Source organism: Arthrobacter sp. zg-Y1116, assembly GCF_024385485.1.
Taxonomy (GTDB): Bacteria; Actinomycetota; Actinomycetes; order Actinomycetales; family Micrococcaceae; genus Arthrobacter_B.
In genome coordinates, this window is record NZ_JANFLR010000002.1 from 565,445 (window position 1) to 582,769 (window position 17,325).

Genomic DNA, 17,325 nt, shown 5'->3' on the forward strand with positions numbered 1-17,325 from the left:
CGGGCAGGCAGTCTCCACTATGCTGGGGATATGCCTTGGTGGTCCTGGATACTCATTTGGCTTGCCCTTGCGGCAGGCGCTGCGGCTTTCTACGCCCTGATCGGCTACCGGCTCTTCCAGAGGTTCCTCGGTATTCTCCGGGAATTCGAAGCCGCATCTGCGAAGCTGTCCCTACGCACTCCGGATACCGTTCCGTCCACCGTCCTCGAAGAAGAGCCTGCCGGCATCTTCACGGATCCGGACGAAGCACGGAAGGCCTACGACGCCGGCAAGGCGGCCCGCCGGGAGGCCCGGCGCCTGCGCCGCATCGAGCGGCGCACCGCCAAGGGACAGCCGCGCGCGTGGCGGGATTTCCCGGAACTCTGACATAGAATATTCTCCAACGAAAGGACACCGCCATGAGGCTTGAAGGCTGGCAAATCATCGTCATTGTTGTACTGGCCATTCTGCTCTTCGGCGCTCCGAAGCTTCCGGGGCTGGCAAGGAGCTTGGGGCAGTCCCTTCGCATCTTCAAATCCGAAGTCCGCCAGATGAAGGACGACAGTCCTTCGACCACGGCGCCCACCGATCCGGTGGAGGGGAAGGTAGTGCACCCCGCACCGCAGCAGAAGGCGTCCGAACAGACGTTCTTCCCCGGACAGACTCCGCCCTCCGGCACCCCGGGCGGGTCCCCGGATTCTGCGGGTAACCCGCCAACCAGCCGCTAGCAGCCGTGGCGCTGAACAAAGGGCGCAAATCCAACCCCGAAGGGCGGATGGCCCTCAAGGAGCATCTGCGGGAATTCCGCAACAGGCTCTTCAAATCGGCCATCGCCGTGGTGCTGGGCACCGTGGGCGGGTTCTTCGTCTACCTGCCGGTTTTTGAGGCGCTGACCCGGCCGCTCCTGGACGCAGGCAACAGCGGCGGCCGTTTCACCACCATCAACTTCGAAGGCGTCGCTACTCCGTTCGACCAGATGGTCCAGGTCTCGGTATTCGTGGGGCTTGTGGCCTCCAGCCCGGTGTGGCTCTACCAGGCCTGGGCGTTCATCACGCCCGGCCTCAAGCGCAAGGAACGCCGCGCGGCCCTGGGCTTCCTGGCCGCCGCCGTTCCGCTGTTCATCGGCGGTATTGTCCTGGCGTGGCTGATCCTGCCCCAGGCCGTGCGGGTGCTTACCGACTTCACGCCCGAGGGCGGGTCCAACGTCATTACGGCTTCGGTCTACCTGGCCTTCGTGCTGCGGTTGCTCCTGGCCTTCGGCATCGCCTTCCTGATTCCGGTATTCCTGGTGGGCCTGAACCTGGCCGGCCTGTTGAGCGGGCGGACCATCATCAAATACTGGCGGATCACCGTCTTCCTGATCTGCCTTTTCGCCGCCATGGCTGCCCCCGGCGCCGACGCCCTGAGCATGTTCTACCTCGCCGCGCCGCTGCTGCTGCTGTTCGCCGTAGCAGTGGGCATCTGCCTGCTCAATGACCGGCGCCGGGTCCGGAAGCAGGCCGAGCGGGAAGCAGCAGTGGAAGCCGAAGCGGACACCGCCACCCCCATCGACAAGCTGTAAGGCCATGGACGCGTTCGCCCACCGATGATATTGGCGTACTGCGGCGGGCGCAGCGCATAGGCTTGGTTCATGACTTCTCCTTCGGAGCGGTACCTTGCCGCAAAACAACGTTCCGAACATTCCAAGACGCAGCTGGGGGTCTTCGAGCAGTCGCTGGGCTTCGAACTGGACGCTTTCCAGTCGGAAGCCTGCCGCTCCCTCGAAGCCGGGCGCGGCGTCCTCGTCGCGGCTCCCACGGGGGCCGGCAAGACCGTGGTGGGGGAGTTCGCCGTCTATCTGGCCCTGCAGAACGGCCTGAAGGCCTTCTACACCACCCCCATCAAGGCCCTGAGCAACCAGAAATACAGTGAGCTGGCGGCCGCCTACGGCAGTGACCGGGTGGGCCTGCTGACCGGAGACACCAGCATCAACCCGGACGCCGACGTTGTGGTGATGACCACCGAAGTGCTGCGGAACATGCTCTATTCCAACTCGGACACCCTCATCGACCTGGGCTACGTGGTCATGGACGAGGTGCATTACCTCGCGGACCGGTTCCGCGGGGCGGTCTGGGAAGAGGTCATCATCCACCTGCCTTCCGACGTCCGGGTGGTTTCGCTCAGCGCCACCGTGTCCAATGCCGAGGAATTCGGCGCCTGGCTGGACACCGTCCGCGGCGACACCGACGTGGTGGTTTCAGAGCACCGTCCGGTTCCGCTGTGGCAGCACGTGATGGTTGGCCGCGACATCTTCGACCTGTTCGAATCCGATGTTTCCTTCGACGAGGCGGCCGATGAGCAGCCCGGCGCCAAGGAACGCTACCGGGTCAACCCCGAGCTGATGGAACTGGCGCGGGCCGAGTCCCGCGTCAACCAGCGCGGCCACTGGGGCGGTCCACGCGGTTCCTCCCGCGGCGGACGCCGTGACTCCTCCCGCGGAGGGAGGCCCGGCGGCCACGGCGGCGGCCACGGCGGGCCGCCGATCACGCGCATCCAGCGGGCATCGCGGCCGCAGGTCATCGCCCAGCTGGACCGCAACGGCCTGCTGCCCGCCATCACCTTCATCTTTTCCCGCAACGGCTGCGAGGGCGCTGTACGCCAGTGCGTCGAGTCGGGGCTTTGGCTGACGGACGAAGACGAGCGCCGGGAGATTGCCCGGGTGGTGGACGAAGCCACCCAGGACATTCCCGAAGAAGACCTCGAGGTGCTGGGGTTCTGGACGTGGCGCGAAGGCCTGGTGCGCGGTTTCGCCGCCCACCACGCCGGCATGCTGCCCACCTTCAAGGAAGTCGTGGAACGCCTGTTCGCCGCCGGGCTGGTCCGCGCGGTTTTCGCCACCGAAACGCTGGCGCTGGGCATCAACATGCCGGCACGGTCGGTGGTGCTGGAAAAGCTGGACAAGTTCAACGGCGAAGCGCACGTGGACATCACAGCCGGCGAGTACACCCAGCTGACCGGACGGGCAGGACGCCGCGGAATCGACGTCGAGGGCCACGCCGTGGTGCTCTGGCAGCCGGGAACCGACCCCGCTGCCGTGGCGGGCCTGGCCTCGCGGCGCACGTACCCGCTGAACTCCAGTTTCCGGCCCACCTACAACATGAGCATCAACCTCATCGCGCAGTTCGGGCGGGAACGGGCGCGCGGGATCCTCGAGTCCTCCTTCGCCCAGTTCCAGGCGGACCGGTCCGTGGTGGGCCTGGCGAAGCAGGTCCGTTCGCGTGAAGAATCACTCGCCGGCTACGAAAAGGCAATGACCTGCCATCTGGGGGACTTCAACGAATACGCGGCCCTGCGCCGGCAGCTCTCCGACCTGGAAAACACCGCTTCAAAGACGAAGGCACGGAATCGGCGGAGTGCTGCCGCAGCCTCGCTGGAGAACCTGCGCCCGGGGGACATCGTGTTCCTTCCCGCCGGCCGGAACTCCGGCCACGCCGTCGTACTGGACGTGGATGCCTCCGCCCGCGAGGTGCGGCCGGCGATCCTGACCGAAGACAAGCAGATCCGGCGCATCAGCGCTGCCGACATCGATGACGTCCTTGAACCGGTCTCGCACATCCGCATCCCCAAGTCCTTCAACGCGCGCTCACCCAAGGACCGCCGCGATCTGTCCTCGTCGCTGCGCAACGCATTGCACGACCACCGGCCGCCGCGGCCGGCGTCGGCCCGCGCCAATGCCATGCACACGGCGGGCACCCAGCGGCAGGAGCAGGCAATCGCAGAGCTGCGCCGGAAAATGCGGGCGCATCCCTGCCACGGCTGCAGCGAACGCGAAGACCACGCCCGCTGGGCCGAGCGCTGGTGGAAGCTGCGCCGGGAGACCGACAACCTCGTCGGACAGATCCGGGGCCGCACCAACACCATTGCCAAGACCTTCGACCGGGTCTGCGAGGTGCTGACCAGGTACGGCTACGTAGCCCCGGACGAGTCCGGCCTCGACGCCGTGACCCCGGCAGGCCAGAAACTGCGGCGCATCTACGGCGAAAAGGACCTCCTCGTGGCCCTCTCGCTGGAGCAGGGCGCCTTCACCGACCTCGACGCCGCCGAGCTGGCCTGCCTGGCCTCCGCCCTGGTCTACCAGGCGAAGCGGGAAGAGCGCGGGCTGCGGCCGAAGATGCCGAGTGTTTCGCTGGAGTCGGCGGTGGACATCGTCATCCGCCAGTGGTCCGAGCTCACGGACCTCGAAGAGGCGTCCCGGCTGCCGCAGACCGTCGAACCCGAACTTGGCCTGGTCTGGCCCATGTACAAGTGGGTCAAGGGCAAGCACCTGCAGGTGGCCCTGAACGGCACTGAGCTGGCTGCGGGGGACTTTGTCCGCTGGGCCAAGCAGGTGATCGACCTGCTGGACCAGCTGGCCAAGGTCCCGGACCTGCCGGCCGGCATGCGCCGCCGCTTCCTGGACGCCATTTCCCTGGTGCGGCGCGGCGTCGTCGCCTACTCCAACGTCGGCGACTGAACCGCCGCCACCCTCCATCGCCCTACAGAAAACAGGTGAGTCCTTGAACGGCAGTCCCATCCCGAGCGCCCGCACCCTGACGCTCTACCGCAACGGTTCGGTCTACAGCGCCGGCGATCCCTTTGCCACCGCAATGCTGGTCGACGGCGATACCGTCGCCTGGGTGGGGTCGGAACAGGCCGCCACCTCCATCCAGGACAGCAAGATGGACGTAGTGGACCTGCAGGGCGCATTGGTGGCGCCCGGATTCGTGGATTCCCACGTCCACACCACCGAGCTGGGCATGTCCCTGGTGACGCTGGATCTGAGCGGATGCACCTCCCTCGACGATTTGCTGGACAAGGTCCGGGACCATGCGGCGGGGACCACGGGCCTGATCCTGGGGTCCAACTGGGACGAGTCGCGCTGGCCGGAACGGCGCGCGCCCACCGCGGCCGAGCTCGACGCAGCCTCCGGCAACCGCGCCGTGTACCTCTCCCGCTCCGATGTGCACTGTGCGGCCGTCTCCGGCACGCTGGCGGCCGAACTCCGGCTGCAGGAGTACGACGGCTGGGACAACGGCTTCGTCGTCCGTGCCGCGCACGACGCCGCGCGCACCGTAGCGCGCGACGCCGATCCGGACCAGCGCGGCGTCTTCCAGCTGGCTGCCCTGAAGCATGCGGCCTCCCGCGGGGTGGTGGCAGTCGCGGAAATGGCCGCCCCGCACATTGCGCCGCCGGAGGACCTGCGCCGGTTGCTGGGCCTGGACGGTCCCCTCAGCGACGAGGCGCTGCCGCAGATCCTGCCGTACTGGGGCCAGCTGGCCGAAAGCGAGGCGCAGGTAGCCGGACTGGTGGACTTCTTTGAGGGCCGGCTGCTGGGCCTCGCCGGCGACCTGAACATTGACGGGTCCTTCGGTGCCCGGACGGCTGCGCTGCGCGAGCCCTACGCCGACCGGCCCGACACAAGCGGCACCATGTACCTGACTCCGGAACAGGCCGGGCGGCACTTGGAGCTCATGACGAAGGCCGGACTGCAGGGCGGTTTCCACGTCATTGGCGACGCAGGGATGGACACGGCGCTGGCCGGGCTCCGCCTCGCTGCCGAGGCCGTCGGGGAAGCAGCCGTCCGGGCTGCCCACCACCGGCTGGAACATGCGGAACTGACTGATGACGCCGCCATTGCCGAACTGCTGCGCTTCGGCGTCACTGTCAGCCTGCAGCCCGGGTTCGATGCTGCATGGGGCCATCCCGGCGGACTGTATGAACAGCGTCTGGGGGACAGGCGCGGAAATATGAACCGGATGGCCTCCCTGCTCTCCGCCGGTGTGCCCGTTGCCCTGGGTTCCGACACTCCCGTCCTGCCGCTGGATCCCTGGTCCGGTGTGCGCGCCGCTGTGTCCCATTCCAACCCGAAGGAGCGGGTCTCGGCGAGGGCGGCGTTTATCGGCCATACCCGTGCCGGTTGGCGTGCGGCAGGGGAGAGCAATTTCATGCGGGGCCAGCTGGCCGCCGGAGCACCGGCGTCCTTTGCGCTCTGGGAAGTGCAGGAACTGATGGTCCAGACGCCGGATGCGAACGTATCCGCGTGGAGCACGGATCCGCGCGCCGGCACGCCCCTGCTGCCCGCGCTGGACAACGGAGACGAGCCGCGCTGCCTGCAGACGGTCCACAACGGCAAAGAACTGTACCGCGCTCCGGATCTTGCCTGAACAGCGAAACAACCTGCGTGCTTCGGCCTCCTCCACACCGCGTCTGACCTGCATGGACATGGAAACGTCCTAGTCAGGGGCCATATTGACAGGGGCTAGCCAGCACGTAGTCTATGAGGACCGTAGTCGGGTCCGGCCTTTCGAGGTATACCGAGCGCTGTCCTGGAGCTGTTTCCAGGCTGCGCTTCGGGTGCCTTCGGCCGGCCCGTACTGCCATGGCCTGTACTACGCGCACCCGAGCAGCTGCTCCGCGGGTGACGGTTACCGGGTCCAGCATTACACAACCGGGTGGATTCAACCGTCAGTAGAAAACAGGGCCGGCAGTTCGCCGGTACTGGCCCGAAGACGGCTGGATCCGCCCGGTTGCGCTGTCCCGGGCTGCAAGGCGCTGACCCGAGGGGCCGCGTACTCCCATATACTGGATAGTCTGCCGGGGGAGTAACCCCGTCCCTGCCGCGAACAACGCGGCGTGCGTCCGCTGAAAGGCTTACTGAGTGCGTGTCCTGACTATCATCCCCACTTACAACGAGATCGAGTCGCTCCCCATCACACTGAAGCGGCTGCGGGACGCAGTTCCAGATTCGGATGTACTGATCGCGGACGATAACAGCCCGGACGGCACCGGCGGCTACGCCGACGAAGCCGCTGCCAACGATCCGAAGGTGCATGTGCTGCACCGCAAGGGCAAGGAAGGGCTCGGAGCTGCGTACATTGCCGGCTTCCGATGGGGCCTGGAACGCGGCTACGACATCCTGGTCGAAATGGACGCCGATGGTTCGCACCGCCCGGAGGAGCTGCCCCGCCTGCTTGAAGCCTCCAAGGCGGGCGCCGACCTCGTCATCGGTTCCCGCTGGGTCACCGGGGGATCGGTGGTCAACTGGCCGTTCCACCGAAAGCTGCTTTCCCGCGCCGGCAGCACCTACTCGCGGTTCATGCTGGGCATCCCTGTCCGGGACATCACCGCAGGCTACCGGGCCTTCCGCCGCGGCACGCTGGAGCAGCTGGACCTGGGCGCCGTCGAGTCCGTCGGCTACGGCTTCCAGGTGGACATGACCTTCCGCGTGGCACGCCTGGGCCTGAAGATCACCGAGGTGCCGATCACCTTCGTCGAACGCGAACTCGGTGACTCCAAGATGAGCGGCAACATTGTCGTTGAGGCAATGGCCAATGTGACCCGCTGGGGTCTGACCGCCCGCTGGCGGAAGCTCACCGGACGCGGCTGAGCCGAAAAGAAAAAAGCGGGGCAGCTGCCGTTTGGCAGCCGCCCCGCTTTTTTGTCTCTAAGCGCCCTTGTCCGTTCACCGGACCAGGGCACCGCAGGGATCTAGGCGCTGGTGCGCTCTCCGCGGCGTTCGCGCAGGATCGTCAGGCGGTCCTGGAGGATCGTTTCAAGTTCCTCGATGCTGCGTCGTTCCAGCAGCATGTCCCAGTGCGTCCGCACCGGCTTGTCGTTGCTGGTGTCCGGCTTCTCGCCGTCCACCAGAAGCGCTTCCTTGCCGGTCTTGGAGATCCAGACCGGAGGAACGTCCGCTTCGGCAGCGAAAGTTACGAAAACACGCTCGCCGTCCTCACAGCGGTATTCCACCCGCTGGCGGGGAGCCGGCTCCACACCGGATTCAGTCTCCATGCTCTGCGCGCCCAGGCGCATACCCCGCAGGCTACGATCGCTCATCTTTTCTCCCTCTTCAATCCGCTGGATCCGCTGGCGGATCCCTTGTTATGCCGGTGCCGTACCCGCCTGCCGCCCGGAGGCGGACCGGCAGGGTGCCTAAGGCTGGCCGTCACAGCCAATACAACGCCGACGACGCCGCAGCTGTTCCCGTCGGCGGTCCCGTTCGGTGCCGCAGCTATTGTCCGGCAAACAACCGATTATACCGGCACCGAACGGGATTCGGCTAACAGGGGGAGCGGAGGGGCTAGGCTCCGGCTGCAGGGCCGGCGGCCTGGGCCGGGGTGCTCCCGTTGGATGAGTGCATGGCCGCGTCCGGCACGAAGTCGCCCAGTGCGCTGCCGACACCCTTGAGGGCTTCGCCGAGCTCGCTGGGAATGATCCACAGTTTGTTGGACGTGCCTTCGGCCAGCTTCGGCAGGGTCTGCAGGTACTGGTAGGCCAGGAGCTTCTGGTCCGGATTGCCCTTGTGGATGGCATCGAAGACCTTGGCGATGGCCTGGGCCTCGCCGTCGGCCCGGAGGATCGCGGCTTTGGCGTCACCCTCGGCAGCGAGGATGGCGGCCTGCCGGCGGCCTTCGGCGGTGAGGATCTGCGACTGCTTGGTGCCTTCGGCCGTCAGGATGGTTGCGCGCCGTTCCCGCTCGGCCCGCATCTGCTTCTCCATGGAATCCTGGATCGACAGGGGCGGTTCAATGGCCTTGAGCTCCACCCGGGAGACCCGGATGCCCCAGCGGCCGGTGGCGTCGTCCAGGACGCCGCGCAGCTGGCCGTTGATCTGGTCACGGGAGGTCAGCGCCTCTTCCAGGTTGAGGCCGCCCACCACGTTGCGGAGCGTGGTGGTGGTCAGCTGTTCCACTGCCTGGATGTAGTTCGCGATCTCATAGGTGGCTGCCCGGGCGTCGGTGACCTGGAAGTAGACCACGGTATCGATGGAGACCACGAGGGAGTCCTCGGTGATGACCTGCTGCGGAGGGAAAGACACTACCTGCTCACGCAGGTCCAGCAGGGGCAGCATCCGGTCCACAAAAGGAACCAGGATGGTCAGGCCGGGATTCAATGTGCGCTGGTACTTGCCAAGCCGTTCCACCACGCCTGCCCGGGCCTGCGGGACGATCTTGACCGCCTTGACCAGGATGACCAGTACAAAGATCACCAGGACGGCGAGAATTACTAGGACTGCTGTTCCACTCATGTTCCCCCTTGCGTTCCGCGGGTGCCGGGCCGGCTCGCGCGGTTTGGTTCAGCGGGATCCCTTCCGGAAATGCCCGCATTCGGTTTGGCGGCTTTGCCGCCGGTTGTTCAGGATGCCGCTGTTGTTTCCGTTCCCGCAGCCTGGACCAGGGCGGTGGCACCCTCGATGCGTGCGACGCTGACCTCGACGCCCGCGGGAAGCGGGGATCCGTCAACGCTGCGGGCAGTCCACGTGTCGCCGCCGATTTTCACCGTTCCGGAGGAACCCGTCACGGATTCCAGCGTCAGCGCAGGCGCGCCTATTATCCGGTCGATATTGGACAACTGGTCCTTGTCGCCCTTCTGCAGGTGCTTCAGGGCGACCGGGCGGACTACGCCGATCATGAGTACGGAGACCACCGCGAACACCACCACCTGCAGGAAGAGCGGGGCGGCGAAGAACGACGCCAGCATAGCGGCCAGGGCGCCCGCGGCGAGCATGCCGAAGAACAGGTCCAGGGTAAGGGCCTCCACGGCGGCGAATCCGAGGAAAAGCACCAACCAGAGGGCCCAGCCGTAGCTGAGCATCCATTCGAAGACATCCTGCATCCGTTTTTCCCCTTATCTTCCGGACAGTTCCGCTTGTCCTGGTTGTTCCCCCGCCTTTGGCGCCGGTAGCGCGCGGCGTCGGTTACCGGGCGTTTAGTACATTCTGCCCGAGACCGTGCCGCAGACCTAGGGCTACGGGCGGCGGAAGGATAACGTTTTGTGCGTCCGCGCTCAGTCCGCGCGGAAGATCTGCAGGGTGAAGGACGCAGTCACCTCGACGGGGTCGGGCAGGCCGGCCAGGGTCTGTTCAAGGGCAGACTGCTCCAGGTGCCGGGCGGAAGGACCCATCATCACGGCGTTTCGAACGTCCGCTTTGCCCAGTTGCATGGAGTACGTGCACTGTGCGGTCTGCACGGGAGAGAAACCGGGCGACAGGGACGCGCTGACCCGTTCTTCCTTTTCGGCGGCGATACCCAGCATCGCCGCGCCTGCCCTGATTTCCTGCAGGTGCCCAGGCTGCGGAGTCACCACTGCCAGGATGCCGCCGGGAGCCAGGACACGGCGGAATTCGGACGGGTTCCTTGGCGCGAAGACGTTCAGGACCACATCCACGGAGGCATCCCGCAGCGGTAGCCGCCGCCAGACGTCCCACACCAGTGCGTAGCTTCCCGGCAGCGCACGGGCCGCACGGCGCAGCGCGTACTTGGAAATGTCCAGTGCCACCGCGGCGGCCCCGGGAAGCGGCCGAAGCACCTCGGCGAGGTAGTAGCCCGTGCCGGCGCCGGCGTCGAGAACCGCTCCTGCGTGAGGTGCTGCTGCCGATACGAGGCGTGCCAGCTCGGCCGCCATGGGTTGGTAGTGCCCGGCCGCGAGGAAGTCCGTGCGGGCCTGCACCATGGCGGCAGTGTCGGCCTGGAACTTGGTGCCGCCGCCTGTGAGGAGATTGAAGTAGCCCTGCTTGGCCGCATCATATCGATGGCCGGCAGCGCAGCTGAGGGAACGGTTGCCCGAATCGGGTTCGAGGCTGCTGCCACAGACGGGACAGACCAGCAGCGGCAGGGAAGGCATGAGTCCATCCTAAGGCGGCGGTTGGCCCCGGCGGCCGCGGACATTAGGCTTCGGAGCGTGAAACCATGTGACCTGCCTCTCCTGAATTCCCTGTCCGCTCCGGCCGTCCATCCCGATGCCCTGCACTGCGTGGTCTCAGTGACCCGGCCGGACTTCACCGCCGATGCCTATACCGGGCAGCTGTGGCGGGTTCCCCTGACGCAGGGAGGCCGGCCGCGCCGGCTCACCCGCGGTTTCCGGGACACGTCGCCGAAGTACAGTCCCGACGGTTCCAGCCTCGGGTTCCTGCGTGCAGCACCGGGGGAGCCGGCCCAGCTGTTCATCCTCGGTGCCGGCAGCGGGGAGCCCGTCCGGCTGACTGACGCATTGCTGGGCGTGTCCTGGTTCAATTTCTCGCCGGACGGCCGCAGCGTGGTGTTTTCCGCCCGCGTACCGGAGGAAGGCCGGTACGGAACCACGGACGGCGTGGGTTCCGCCGCTGAGGATCCCCGGCTCATCACCACCTTCAAATACCGGATGAACGGGGTGGGCTACACCGGCGACAAGCCGGTGCAGATCTTCCACTTGGTCTTGCCGGACCTCGACGCCGAACCGCACATCGAGCCGCGGGGCCGGGCCAAGGACGGCGCCGAGTCCGGAAAGGGCCTGCCCGAGGCCGTCCAGCTGACTTCCGACGCAGCAGACCATCTGCAGCCGGTGTTCACGGCGGACGGCGGCCGGATCCTGTTCACGTCCTCCCCGGATCTGGATGCGTCCCTGGTGTCCGATGTCTTCAGCATTCTCCCCGACGGCACCGGCCTCACCCGGCTTACCAATCACGACGCCGGCAACCCGCTGACGGTTTCGGACCCGGTGGAGAGCACCAACGGGCACTGGCTGTTCTATCTGGGCCAGGAGGTTTCCGTCACCGGCACCGATTTCGTCGCCCGGAACACCGCACTGTATGCGGCCCCGGCAGCGGATCCAACGGCAGTGCGCCGACTGACGGATCCGGAGAGCGCTGACCTCGCAGAGGGTACCGTGGTGCCGCACCACGGCGCCGAGGTGCTGGTCTTTCGCCGGACGCGCGGGGCAGGTGAACTCCTGGCCGTGGATCCGCGCGGACGCGTGGAAGTCCTGGTGGCGGGGCCCCGGGTCGTGGAAACGGCCGGGTCCGCGGGCGGCACAGTGGTGGTCGGCTACACCGACCCGCGGACGGCCGGCGACCTCGCCGTCGTCGACGCCGGCGGCCTCCGCCCCATCACGGACTTCTCCGACGCGCTGCGCCGGGAAACCGCAGTGGCGCTGCCGGTGGAGGAAACCCATCCCTCCGGGGGCGGCTATCCCGTGCACGGCTGGCTGGCGCTGCCCGAGGGGCCCGGCCCGCACCCGGTGCTGCTGAACATCCACGGCGGTCCGTTCGCCCAGTACGGCTGGGGCTATTTCGACGAGACACAGGTCTACACCAACGCCGGTTACGCGGTGCTGATGTGCAACCCCCGCGGGTCAGCCGGCTACGGGCAGGCGCACGGCCGAAGCATCAAGGAAGCCATGGGCACCCTGGACCTGGCCGACGTGCTGGCGTTCGTGGACGGTGCGCTGGCCGCGCATCCGGAACTGGACGGAAGCCGGCTGGGTATCATGGGCGGATCCTACGGCGGCTATCTCACGGCATGGACCATCGCGCACGACCACCGGTTCACTGCCGCCGTGGTGGAACGCGGCTTCCTGGATCCCCTGTCCTTTGTCGGCTCCGCGGACATCGGCTGGTTCTTCAGCGCCGGCTACACCGGCACGGATCCGGCCGCCGTGCAGGCGCAGAGCCCGATGGCGTGCGTGGACTCCGTCCGCACCCCCACGTTCGTGGTCCATTCCGAAGAGGACCTGCGCTGTCCGGTGGAGCAGGCCCAGCGGTATTACACCGCCTTAAAGCTGCGGTCGGTGCCTACCGAGCTGCTGCTCTTCCCGGGCGAAAACCACGAGCTTTCACGCAGCGGCACGCCGTGGCACCGGCGGCGCCGCTTCGAGCATCTGCTCGCATGGTGGGCCCGCTGGCTGCCGACGCCGCAGAACCCGGCCCCGGAGCAGGCCCGCACGCCGGAGCCTGCGCGTGCCTAGAACCTGCCTAGCCTAGAACCTGCCTAGCCTAGAAACCCAGTATCCGCTGGGCCTCGCCGATACCCGGTGCGGCCCAGCGGCGGGCGTATTCGGCGTTGCTGCACAGGGACCGGGGAAGCATCTTGTCCACGTACACGGTTCCGAAGAGATGGTCCGTTTCATGCTGGACTATCCGCGCCTGCCAGCCGCTGAAGCGCTCCATGCGCTGCCGGGACTGCAGGTCGGTGTAGTCCAGCACCACGGAACGGGGCCGGCGGACCACGCCTTGGTAGCCCTCGAAGGACAGGCAGCCTTCGAAGAACGCGGCGGTCTCGTCTCCGTCGGCTTCGTACCGGGGATTGATGATGGTGAAGAACGGCAGGGGAACCCGCTCCCGGAGGGCGGAGGCTTCGGCACCGGCGTCGAAGGTGTCTTCCAGCACCGCGATCTGGAGCGGAATACCCAGTTGGGGTGCAGCCAGTCCCACGCCGGGGGCGGCATGCATGACCCGGCGCATGAGCGCAACGAGAGCGTCCAGTTCGGCGGCGTCCAGTTCGCCGTCGAAGGGCAGCGCCTCACGGCGGAGGGCGGGGTGCCCCAGTTGGACTATCGGCACGAGCTCCTGCTCAAGCATCGGCAGGACCAGGTCGCGCAGCAGGGCGGTGGAATCTGTGGGCACCGCTTCATCCTAGTGGCCGCTACGGTGTTCGCGCGCAGCCAGGGCGGCGTAACGTCGTGGGCACCATGACCGAGCAGCAGACGTACAGCGTCCTGGGGCGGTATCCGGGTTTCGAGTTGCGCCATTACCCCGCGCACCTCGTGGCCCAGGTCACCGTGAACGCAGGCTTCCAGGTGGCGGGCAATGCCGGCTTCCGGCACCTCTACGCGTACATCAGCGGGAGGAACTCGTTCCTGCTCCCGCCGGAACAGGCGCCGTCCGGTACCGACGGGCAGGCCCTGGCAATGACCGCTCCGGTCCTGCTGGAGCCAAGCCCGATTCCGGGTGCCTTCTGCGTGGCTTTCGTCCTGCCCGCGGAGCTGACCGCTGCCGCCGCCCCGGTACCTGAGGATCCGGCCGTCAGCATTGTTTCGGTGCCGGGTCAGACGGCGGCTGCTGCGGCGTTTTCCGGCCGTTGGAGCGAAGCCAACTACCAAAGCCATCTCCACACCCTGCTGGCTGCAGTATCTGCCGAAGGGTTCTCCCCTCTGGGTGGTCCGCGGTTCGCGCGGTTCGACCCGCCGTTCCGGCCGTGGTTCCTGCGCCGCAATGAAGTGGTTCAGGACGTGGAGGGGCCGGGGGATTGAAGCGGCAGCGCACTGATGCCGGGCACCGGATCGGAGGCAAGCCGCGCATGGGTTTCCACGTCGAAGCGGTCCTTGCCGTAGCGCAGTTTCGACCGTTCGATACCCTCCGGCCGGAATCCGGCGTTCAGCGCCACCCGGCACGATGCGGGGTTGTTGGTCCGGTGTCCCAGCTCGAGGCGGAAAAGGCCGCCGTCGCCGAGGGCCCAGGCTGCTGCGGCCGCGACGCCGCGGGAGGCCAGGGAATGTCCCCGCGCGGACGGAGCGAGCCAATAGGAGACCCAGGCGGTCTGGTGCCGCATGTCGATGGCACTGATTCCGATGTTCCCTACGGCCGTGCCGCCCATGTCGACCGCGAAGCTTCGCCGCTGCGGAGAATCGGCCAGGGCGGTCTGGAGATACCGGGCGGCCTGTCCGACGTCGTCGAGCCGGCAGCCCAGCTGGTGCTCGATCCCAGGATCGGCGGCGAACGCCGCATGGAGGGACGGAGCGTCGGCCTGCGTCCAGGCACGCAGCAGGGGAGCGGCCCGCATCCGGCGGTTATGTCGCAGGCGGGACGAATCCCAGTGGCAGCAGGTCTCCCGCGGAAATGCTGACCGGGCCCTCCGGCGTCGGCAGGATCACGCGGATCCCGGGGTAGTAGTCGGCAAGGATCTGCCGGTCCCGGCCGCACGGGCTTTGGACACCGCGGCCATGGTTGCCGACGGCGACAATGCAGGTGGGCTCGGCGGCTCCGGCCGCCCGTGCCGCGCCCAGGGCAACAAGTTCGGCGCAGGGACCGCCGGTGAAGTGATAGAGGTTCACACCCGCGTGCATGCCGCCGTCGGCCGTGCGGACCGCCGCGCCCATGGTGTGGATGCCGTCTTCGTCGGGCCCGGCGTCGGTGGCAGCGTCAATGGTGCACCGGGCCAGGTCCACGAGTGCCCGGTCCGCAGGGGTAAGCGGCAGGGCGGACGGGGGAAGGGAAGTAGGCATGCGCAGAGTCTACGGCGCGGGTCCGGCCGTTAAAGACAAACAGCCGGGTCCGCCGTCTGGCGGAACCCGGCTGGGCGGCTCGGGGAGTGACTAGCCCTCGCAGTCCACGCAGTAGGCCTCGCCGTTTTTTTCGCGGGCAATCTGCGAACGGTGGCGTACGAGGAAGCAGGACATGCAGGTGAACTCGTCTGCCTGCGGGGGAACCACCTTGATGAGCAGTTCCTCGCCGGAAAGATCCGCACCCGGAAGGTCAAAACCGTCAATGGCGTCTGACTCTTCGACATCGATGACTGCTGTCATCGCTCCGCCACGCTGCTGAGCTTTCAGACCCTCGAGGGAGTCTGTGTGCTGGTCTTCTTCCTTGACGCGCGGGGCATCGTAATCGGTAGCCATTTTCTTGTGCTTATCTCCTGATTGTGGGGGGGTGAAGCGTAGATCATATAGGGCAACGAAAGTCGCTGCACCAAACCGTACAGGCGTGGCGGGCCACGGATGACGAAATACGGCAGGAAAGTGATCAACGTCCCGTCGGAACTTTGTATTCCCGCTTTCATGCCCGGGCCGGCCGGGGCCAGGTCACTCTGCAGGGCACGGCAGGGCAGCGTTGAGCAGCCGGTTATGTCAATCCGCGCAGTCCCGGCCGAGCAGCTGATCGGGGCATTATGTCAACCCGGGAAGCTACGCCTTGCGCGGCTGGCGCCGGCTGAAAGGCGCGCGACCAGGTCACGCGGTTTCCCGGGCAGGGCAGGAGCCGAGCGGCGGTTATGTAAAGCCGCGCAGATCACCCGACCGGGTTCCCGGGGGACGTTATGTCAACTGAGTACGCGGCAGCGCATCGGGCGCCAAGGGGACGGAAACCGTCGGACCTGGTCAGCCGTTTTGGGGCCCCCAGCCGTAGGCGGCCTTTCAGTACGGGACAGCATCCACGGCACCGGAGCCGGCGCGGAAAACGACGGACGCTGGTAATTTCCGGAAAATGCGGCGAAAACGGGGGATTAGCGGGTAATCGGGGCCGGATGGACGATTGGGGAATATCTGTGGTTTACGCCACTTCCGGCACCCCGTCAATAACGCCGATAATCTACATTATGTCAACTAGCGTTGAGAAGGGGGTCCCCCGGGGCGGGTTCCCCGGCCCGGAGGGCCAGGCTCGCACGGAAACCGTCCTACACCCACAAACCGGCGCCTTGATAGACAAGCGGCTGACCGAATTCCGGATTCCCGGGCCGACTCTCCGGCAGCATCCATGCCTCACGACGGACGCCGGTCCGTTCCGCTTGTGTACAGCTGATGCTGTCTGGATCGCCCGCAGGCAGCATCAGCTGTACACAAGGTGCGGCTGATTCCCACAGGATCCCGAGGTTTGTGACGCATGGGGAGAAAATGAACCCTCCAGTCACATACGCCTCACTCAGTGGGACGCTGTGCGCGGCGGGACTTCCTGCGCGGAGCCGAACTGACCGGGCCGGGCCCGGCCCACTCGCCTGGGCCTACTCTCCTGGGCCACTCCCCTAGGCGCGCCGCGCCGTGACCAGCAAGTACTCCCAGTCCATGGCCGTGTTGCCCGTGCCGGCGCTGAACCGGCTCGCCAGTTCCAGCAGTTCCTGATCCAGTGCTGCAGCGCGGTCCGGGCTGTCCCCGAGCGATTTGTACACGGCGATGGTGGGACCGTAGTTCGCTTTGAAAAAGCCCAGGAATTCCTCCGGCGTCGCGAACCGGTCAACACGAAGGGTCCGGCGTTCGGCGGTGAAATTCCGCACCTTGCCCGCCAGGAGAGACTCCACATGCTCGGGGTTTCCCCACAACGGCGGCGGCTCCGCTCCGGGAGGCGGAGGCGGCGCGTACGGCTTCATGGCGGCGAACATGCGCCCGATGAATCCTTCCGGGGTCCAGTTGATCAGCCCGATCCTTCCGCCGGGCCGGCACACACGCACCATTTCCGACGCCGCCGGCCCGTGGTGCGGAGCGAACATCACTCCGACGCAGGAGATCACCGCGTCGAAGGAGCCGTCCGCGAACGGAAGCGATTCGGCGTCGGCCACCACCCAGTTCAGGTACGCACCCCGGGACTGCGCTATCCGTTTGCCCGATTCGAGGAGTTCCGGTGTCAGGTCCGAGGCTGTCACGGCGGCGCCGGTCTCCGCCGCCGGAATTGCTGCGTTGCCCGTACCCGCCGCAATGTCCAAGACCTCATCCCGGTCCGTAACACCGCAGGCCTCCACCAGCACCGGTCCCAGGCCGGGAATGATCTCGCTGGCCACGGCCGGATAGTTCCCGAGCGCCCATACCGCCCGGAGCTTCGCCTTCAGTTCCCGGTCGGGGCTGGTTTGTGTGTCCGTCATGATCCTCACG

The 17,325-nt window shown here is 66.9% G+C and carries 17 protein-coding genes; 8 read left to right on the plus strand and 9 right to left on the minus strand.

The features are described 5' to 3' along the window. Positions 1-30 precede the first annotated feature (30 nt). From NNX34_RS09350 to NNX34_RS09375, 6 genes are all read left to right on the plus strand, one after another. Positions 31-366: a hypothetical protein gene (locus tag NNX34_RS09350; RefSeq protein WP_255766243.1), complete on the plus strand. Its 336-nt coding sequence runs from the start codon at positions 31-33 to the stop codon at positions 364-366. Positions 367-398: 32 nt separating this feature from the next. After that, positions 399-707, plus strand: a complete 309-nt coding sequence (gene tatA / locus NNX34_RS09355; protein WP_255766244.1) for a Sec-independent protein translocase subunit TatA — start codon at positions 399-401, stop codon at positions 705-707. 5 nt (positions 708-712) lie between these two features. Beyond that, a complete protein-coding gene (gene tatC, locus NNX34_RS09360; protein ID WP_255766245.1) occupies positions 713-1,540 on the plus strand; it encodes a twin-arginine translocase subunit TatC in 828 nt (275 codons plus the stop codon). Between the two features lie 69 nt (positions 1,541-1,609). Then, positions 1,610-4,471, plus strand: coding sequence for an RNA helicase (locus NNX34_RS09365; protein WP_255766246.1), 2,862 nt, complete (start codon positions 1,610-1,612; stop codon positions 4,469-4,471). Between the two features lie 43 nt (positions 4,472-4,514). Further along, positions 4,515-6,161 (plus strand): amidohydrolase, encoded by a 1,647-nt coding sequence (locus tag NNX34_RS09370; protein ID WP_255766247.1) that lies wholly within the window; start codon positions 4,515-4,517, stop codon positions 6,159-6,161. A 494-nt stretch (positions 6,162-6,655) separates the two neighbouring features. Further along, positions 6,656-7,384: a polyprenol monophosphomannose synthase gene (locus NNX34_RS09375; RefSeq protein ID WP_227921564.1), complete on the plus strand. Its 729-nt coding sequence runs from the start codon at positions 6,656-6,658 to the stop codon at positions 7,382-7,384. Between the two features lie 101 nt (positions 7,385-7,485). Here the strand turns inward: NNX34_RS09375 and NNX34_RS09380 are convergent, their stop codons facing one another. From NNX34_RS09380 to NNX34_RS09395, 4 genes are all read right to left on the minus strand, one after another. Further along, positions 7,486-7,833, minus strand: a complete 348-nt coding sequence (locus tag NNX34_RS09380; protein WP_227921562.1) for an RNA polymerase-binding protein RbpA — start codon at positions 7,831-7,833, stop codon at positions 7,486-7,488. Between the two features lie 244 nt (positions 7,834-8,077). Continuing rightward, entirely contained in the window at positions 8,078-9,025 is a 948-nt protein-coding gene (locus NNX34_RS09385; RefSeq protein ID WP_255766248.1) for an SPFH domain-containing protein, read from the minus strand. Between the two features lie 107 nt (positions 9,026-9,132). Further along, positions 9,133-9,612, minus strand: a complete 480-nt coding sequence (locus NNX34_RS09390) for an NfeD family protein (RefSeq protein ID WP_255766249.1) — start codon at positions 9,610-9,612, stop codon at positions 9,133-9,135. 171 nt (positions 9,613-9,783) lie between these two features. After that, positions 9,784-10,620: a putative RNA methyltransferase gene (locus NNX34_RS09395; protein ID WP_255766250.1), complete on the minus strand. Its 837-nt coding sequence runs from the start codon at positions 10,618-10,620 to the stop codon at positions 9,784-9,786. A gap of 57 nt (positions 10,621-10,677) precedes the next feature. Between NNX34_RS09395 and NNX34_RS09400 the strand changes: the two genes are divergently transcribed. Next, on the plus strand, positions 10,678-12,717 hold the full coding sequence (locus NNX34_RS09400; RefSeq protein ID WP_255766251.1) for a S9 family peptidase: 2,040 nt from the start codon (positions 10,678-10,680) through the stop codon (positions 12,715-12,717). Positions 12,718-12,745: 28 nt separating this feature from the next. On the opposite strand, the gene NNX34_RS09405 is transcribed toward NNX34_RS09400, so the two are convergent. Then, on the minus strand, positions 12,746-13,375 hold the full coding sequence (locus tag NNX34_RS09405; protein ID WP_308219730.1) for a peptide deformylase: 630 nt from the start codon (positions 13,373-13,375) through the stop codon (positions 12,746-12,748). A 65-nt stretch (positions 13,376-13,440) separates the two neighbouring features. On the opposite strand from NNX34_RS09405, the gene NNX34_RS09410 reads away from it, so the two are divergent. Then, positions 13,441-14,001 carry a heme-binding protein gene (locus tag NNX34_RS09410; protein ID WP_255766252.1) on the plus strand — a complete coding sequence of 187 codons (561 nt, stop codon included), beginning with the start codon at positions 13,441-13,443 and terminating at the stop codon, positions 13,999-14,001. Here the strand turns inward: NNX34_RS09410 and NNX34_RS09415 are convergent. From NNX34_RS09415 to NNX34_RS09430, 4 genes are all read right to left on the minus strand, one after another. Beyond that, positions 13,974-14,531, minus strand: a complete 558-nt coding sequence (locus NNX34_RS09415; protein WP_255766253.1) for a GNAT family N-acetyltransferase — start codon at positions 14,529-14,531, stop codon at positions 13,974-13,976. The genes NNX34_RS09410 and NNX34_RS09415 overlap by 28 nt on opposite strands. A 7-nt stretch (positions 14,532-14,538) precedes the next feature. Continuing rightward, the gene (locus NNX34_RS09420; protein WP_255766254.1) at positions 14,539-14,973 is read right to left on the minus strand and encodes a cytidine deaminase; all 435 of its coding nucleotides are present in this window, start codon (positions 14,971-14,973) and stop codon (positions 14,539-14,541) included. A 90-nt stretch (positions 14,974-15,063) separates the two neighbouring features. Beyond that, a complete protein-coding gene (locus NNX34_RS09425) occupies positions 15,064-15,366 on the minus strand; it encodes a DUF4193 domain-containing protein (RefSeq protein ID WP_227911407.1) in 303 nt (100 codons plus the stop codon). A 1,118-nt stretch (positions 15,367-16,484) separates the two neighbouring features. Beyond that, positions 16,485-17,315 (minus strand): class I SAM-dependent methyltransferase, encoded by an 831-nt coding sequence (locus NNX34_RS09430; RefSeq protein ID WP_255766255.1) that lies wholly within the window; start codon positions 17,313-17,315, stop codon positions 16,485-16,487. Positions 17,316-17,325 lie beyond the last annotated feature (10 nt).

What these genes read in the sequence shown, in the direction of transcription:
- NNX34_RS09365 (WP_255766246.1), top strand. Translation starts at nt 1,610, where the DNA reads ATGACTTCTCCTTCGGAGCGGTACCTTGCCGCAAAACAACGTTCCGAA.
- NNX34_RS09425 (WP_227911407.1), bottom strand. Translation starts at nt 15,366, where the DNA reads ATGGCTACCGATTACGATGCCCCGCGCGTCAAGGAAGAAGACCAGCAC.
- NNX34_RS09420 (WP_255766254.1), bottom strand. Translation starts at nt 14,973, where the DNA reads ATGCCTACTTCCCTTCCCCCGTCCGCCCTGCCGCTTACCCCTGCGGAC.
- NNX34_RS09415 (WP_255766253.1), bottom strand. Translation starts at nt 14,531, where the DNA reads ATGCGGGCCGCTCCCCTGCTGCGTGCCTGGACGCAGGCCGACGCTCCG.
- NNX34_RS09410 (WP_255766252.1), top strand. Translation starts at nt 13,441, where the DNA reads ATGACCGAGCAGCAGACGTACAGCGTCCTGGGGCGGTATCCGGGTTTC.
- NNX34_RS09380 (WP_227921562.1), bottom strand. Translation starts at nt 7,833, where the DNA reads ATGAGCGATCGTAGCCTGCGGGGTATGCGCCTGGGCGCGCAGAGCATG.
- NNX34_RS09350 (WP_255766243.1), top strand. Translation starts at nt 31, where the DNA reads ATGCCTTGGTGGTCCTGGATACTCATTTGGCTTGCCCTTGCGGCAGGC.
- NNX34_RS09430 (WP_255766255.1), bottom strand. Translation starts at nt 17,315, where the DNA reads ATGACGGACACACAAACCAGCCCCGACCGGGAACTGAAGGCGAAGCTC.
- tatA (WP_255766244.1), top strand. Translation starts at nt 399, where the DNA reads ATGAGGCTTGAAGGCTGGCAAATCATCGTCATTGTTGTACTGGCCATT.
- NNX34_RS09385 (WP_255766248.1), bottom strand. Translation starts at nt 9,025, where the DNA reads ATGAGTGGAACAGCAGTCCTAGTAATTCTCGCCGTCCTGGTGATCTTT.
- NNX34_RS09395 (WP_255766250.1), bottom strand. Translation starts at nt 10,620, where the DNA reads ATGCCTTCCCTGCCGCTGCTGGTCTGTCCCGTCTGTGGCAGCAGCCTC.
- NNX34_RS09390 (WP_255766249.1), bottom strand. Translation starts at nt 9,612, where the DNA reads ATGCAGGATGTCTTCGAATGGATGCTCAGCTACGGCTGGGCCCTCTGG.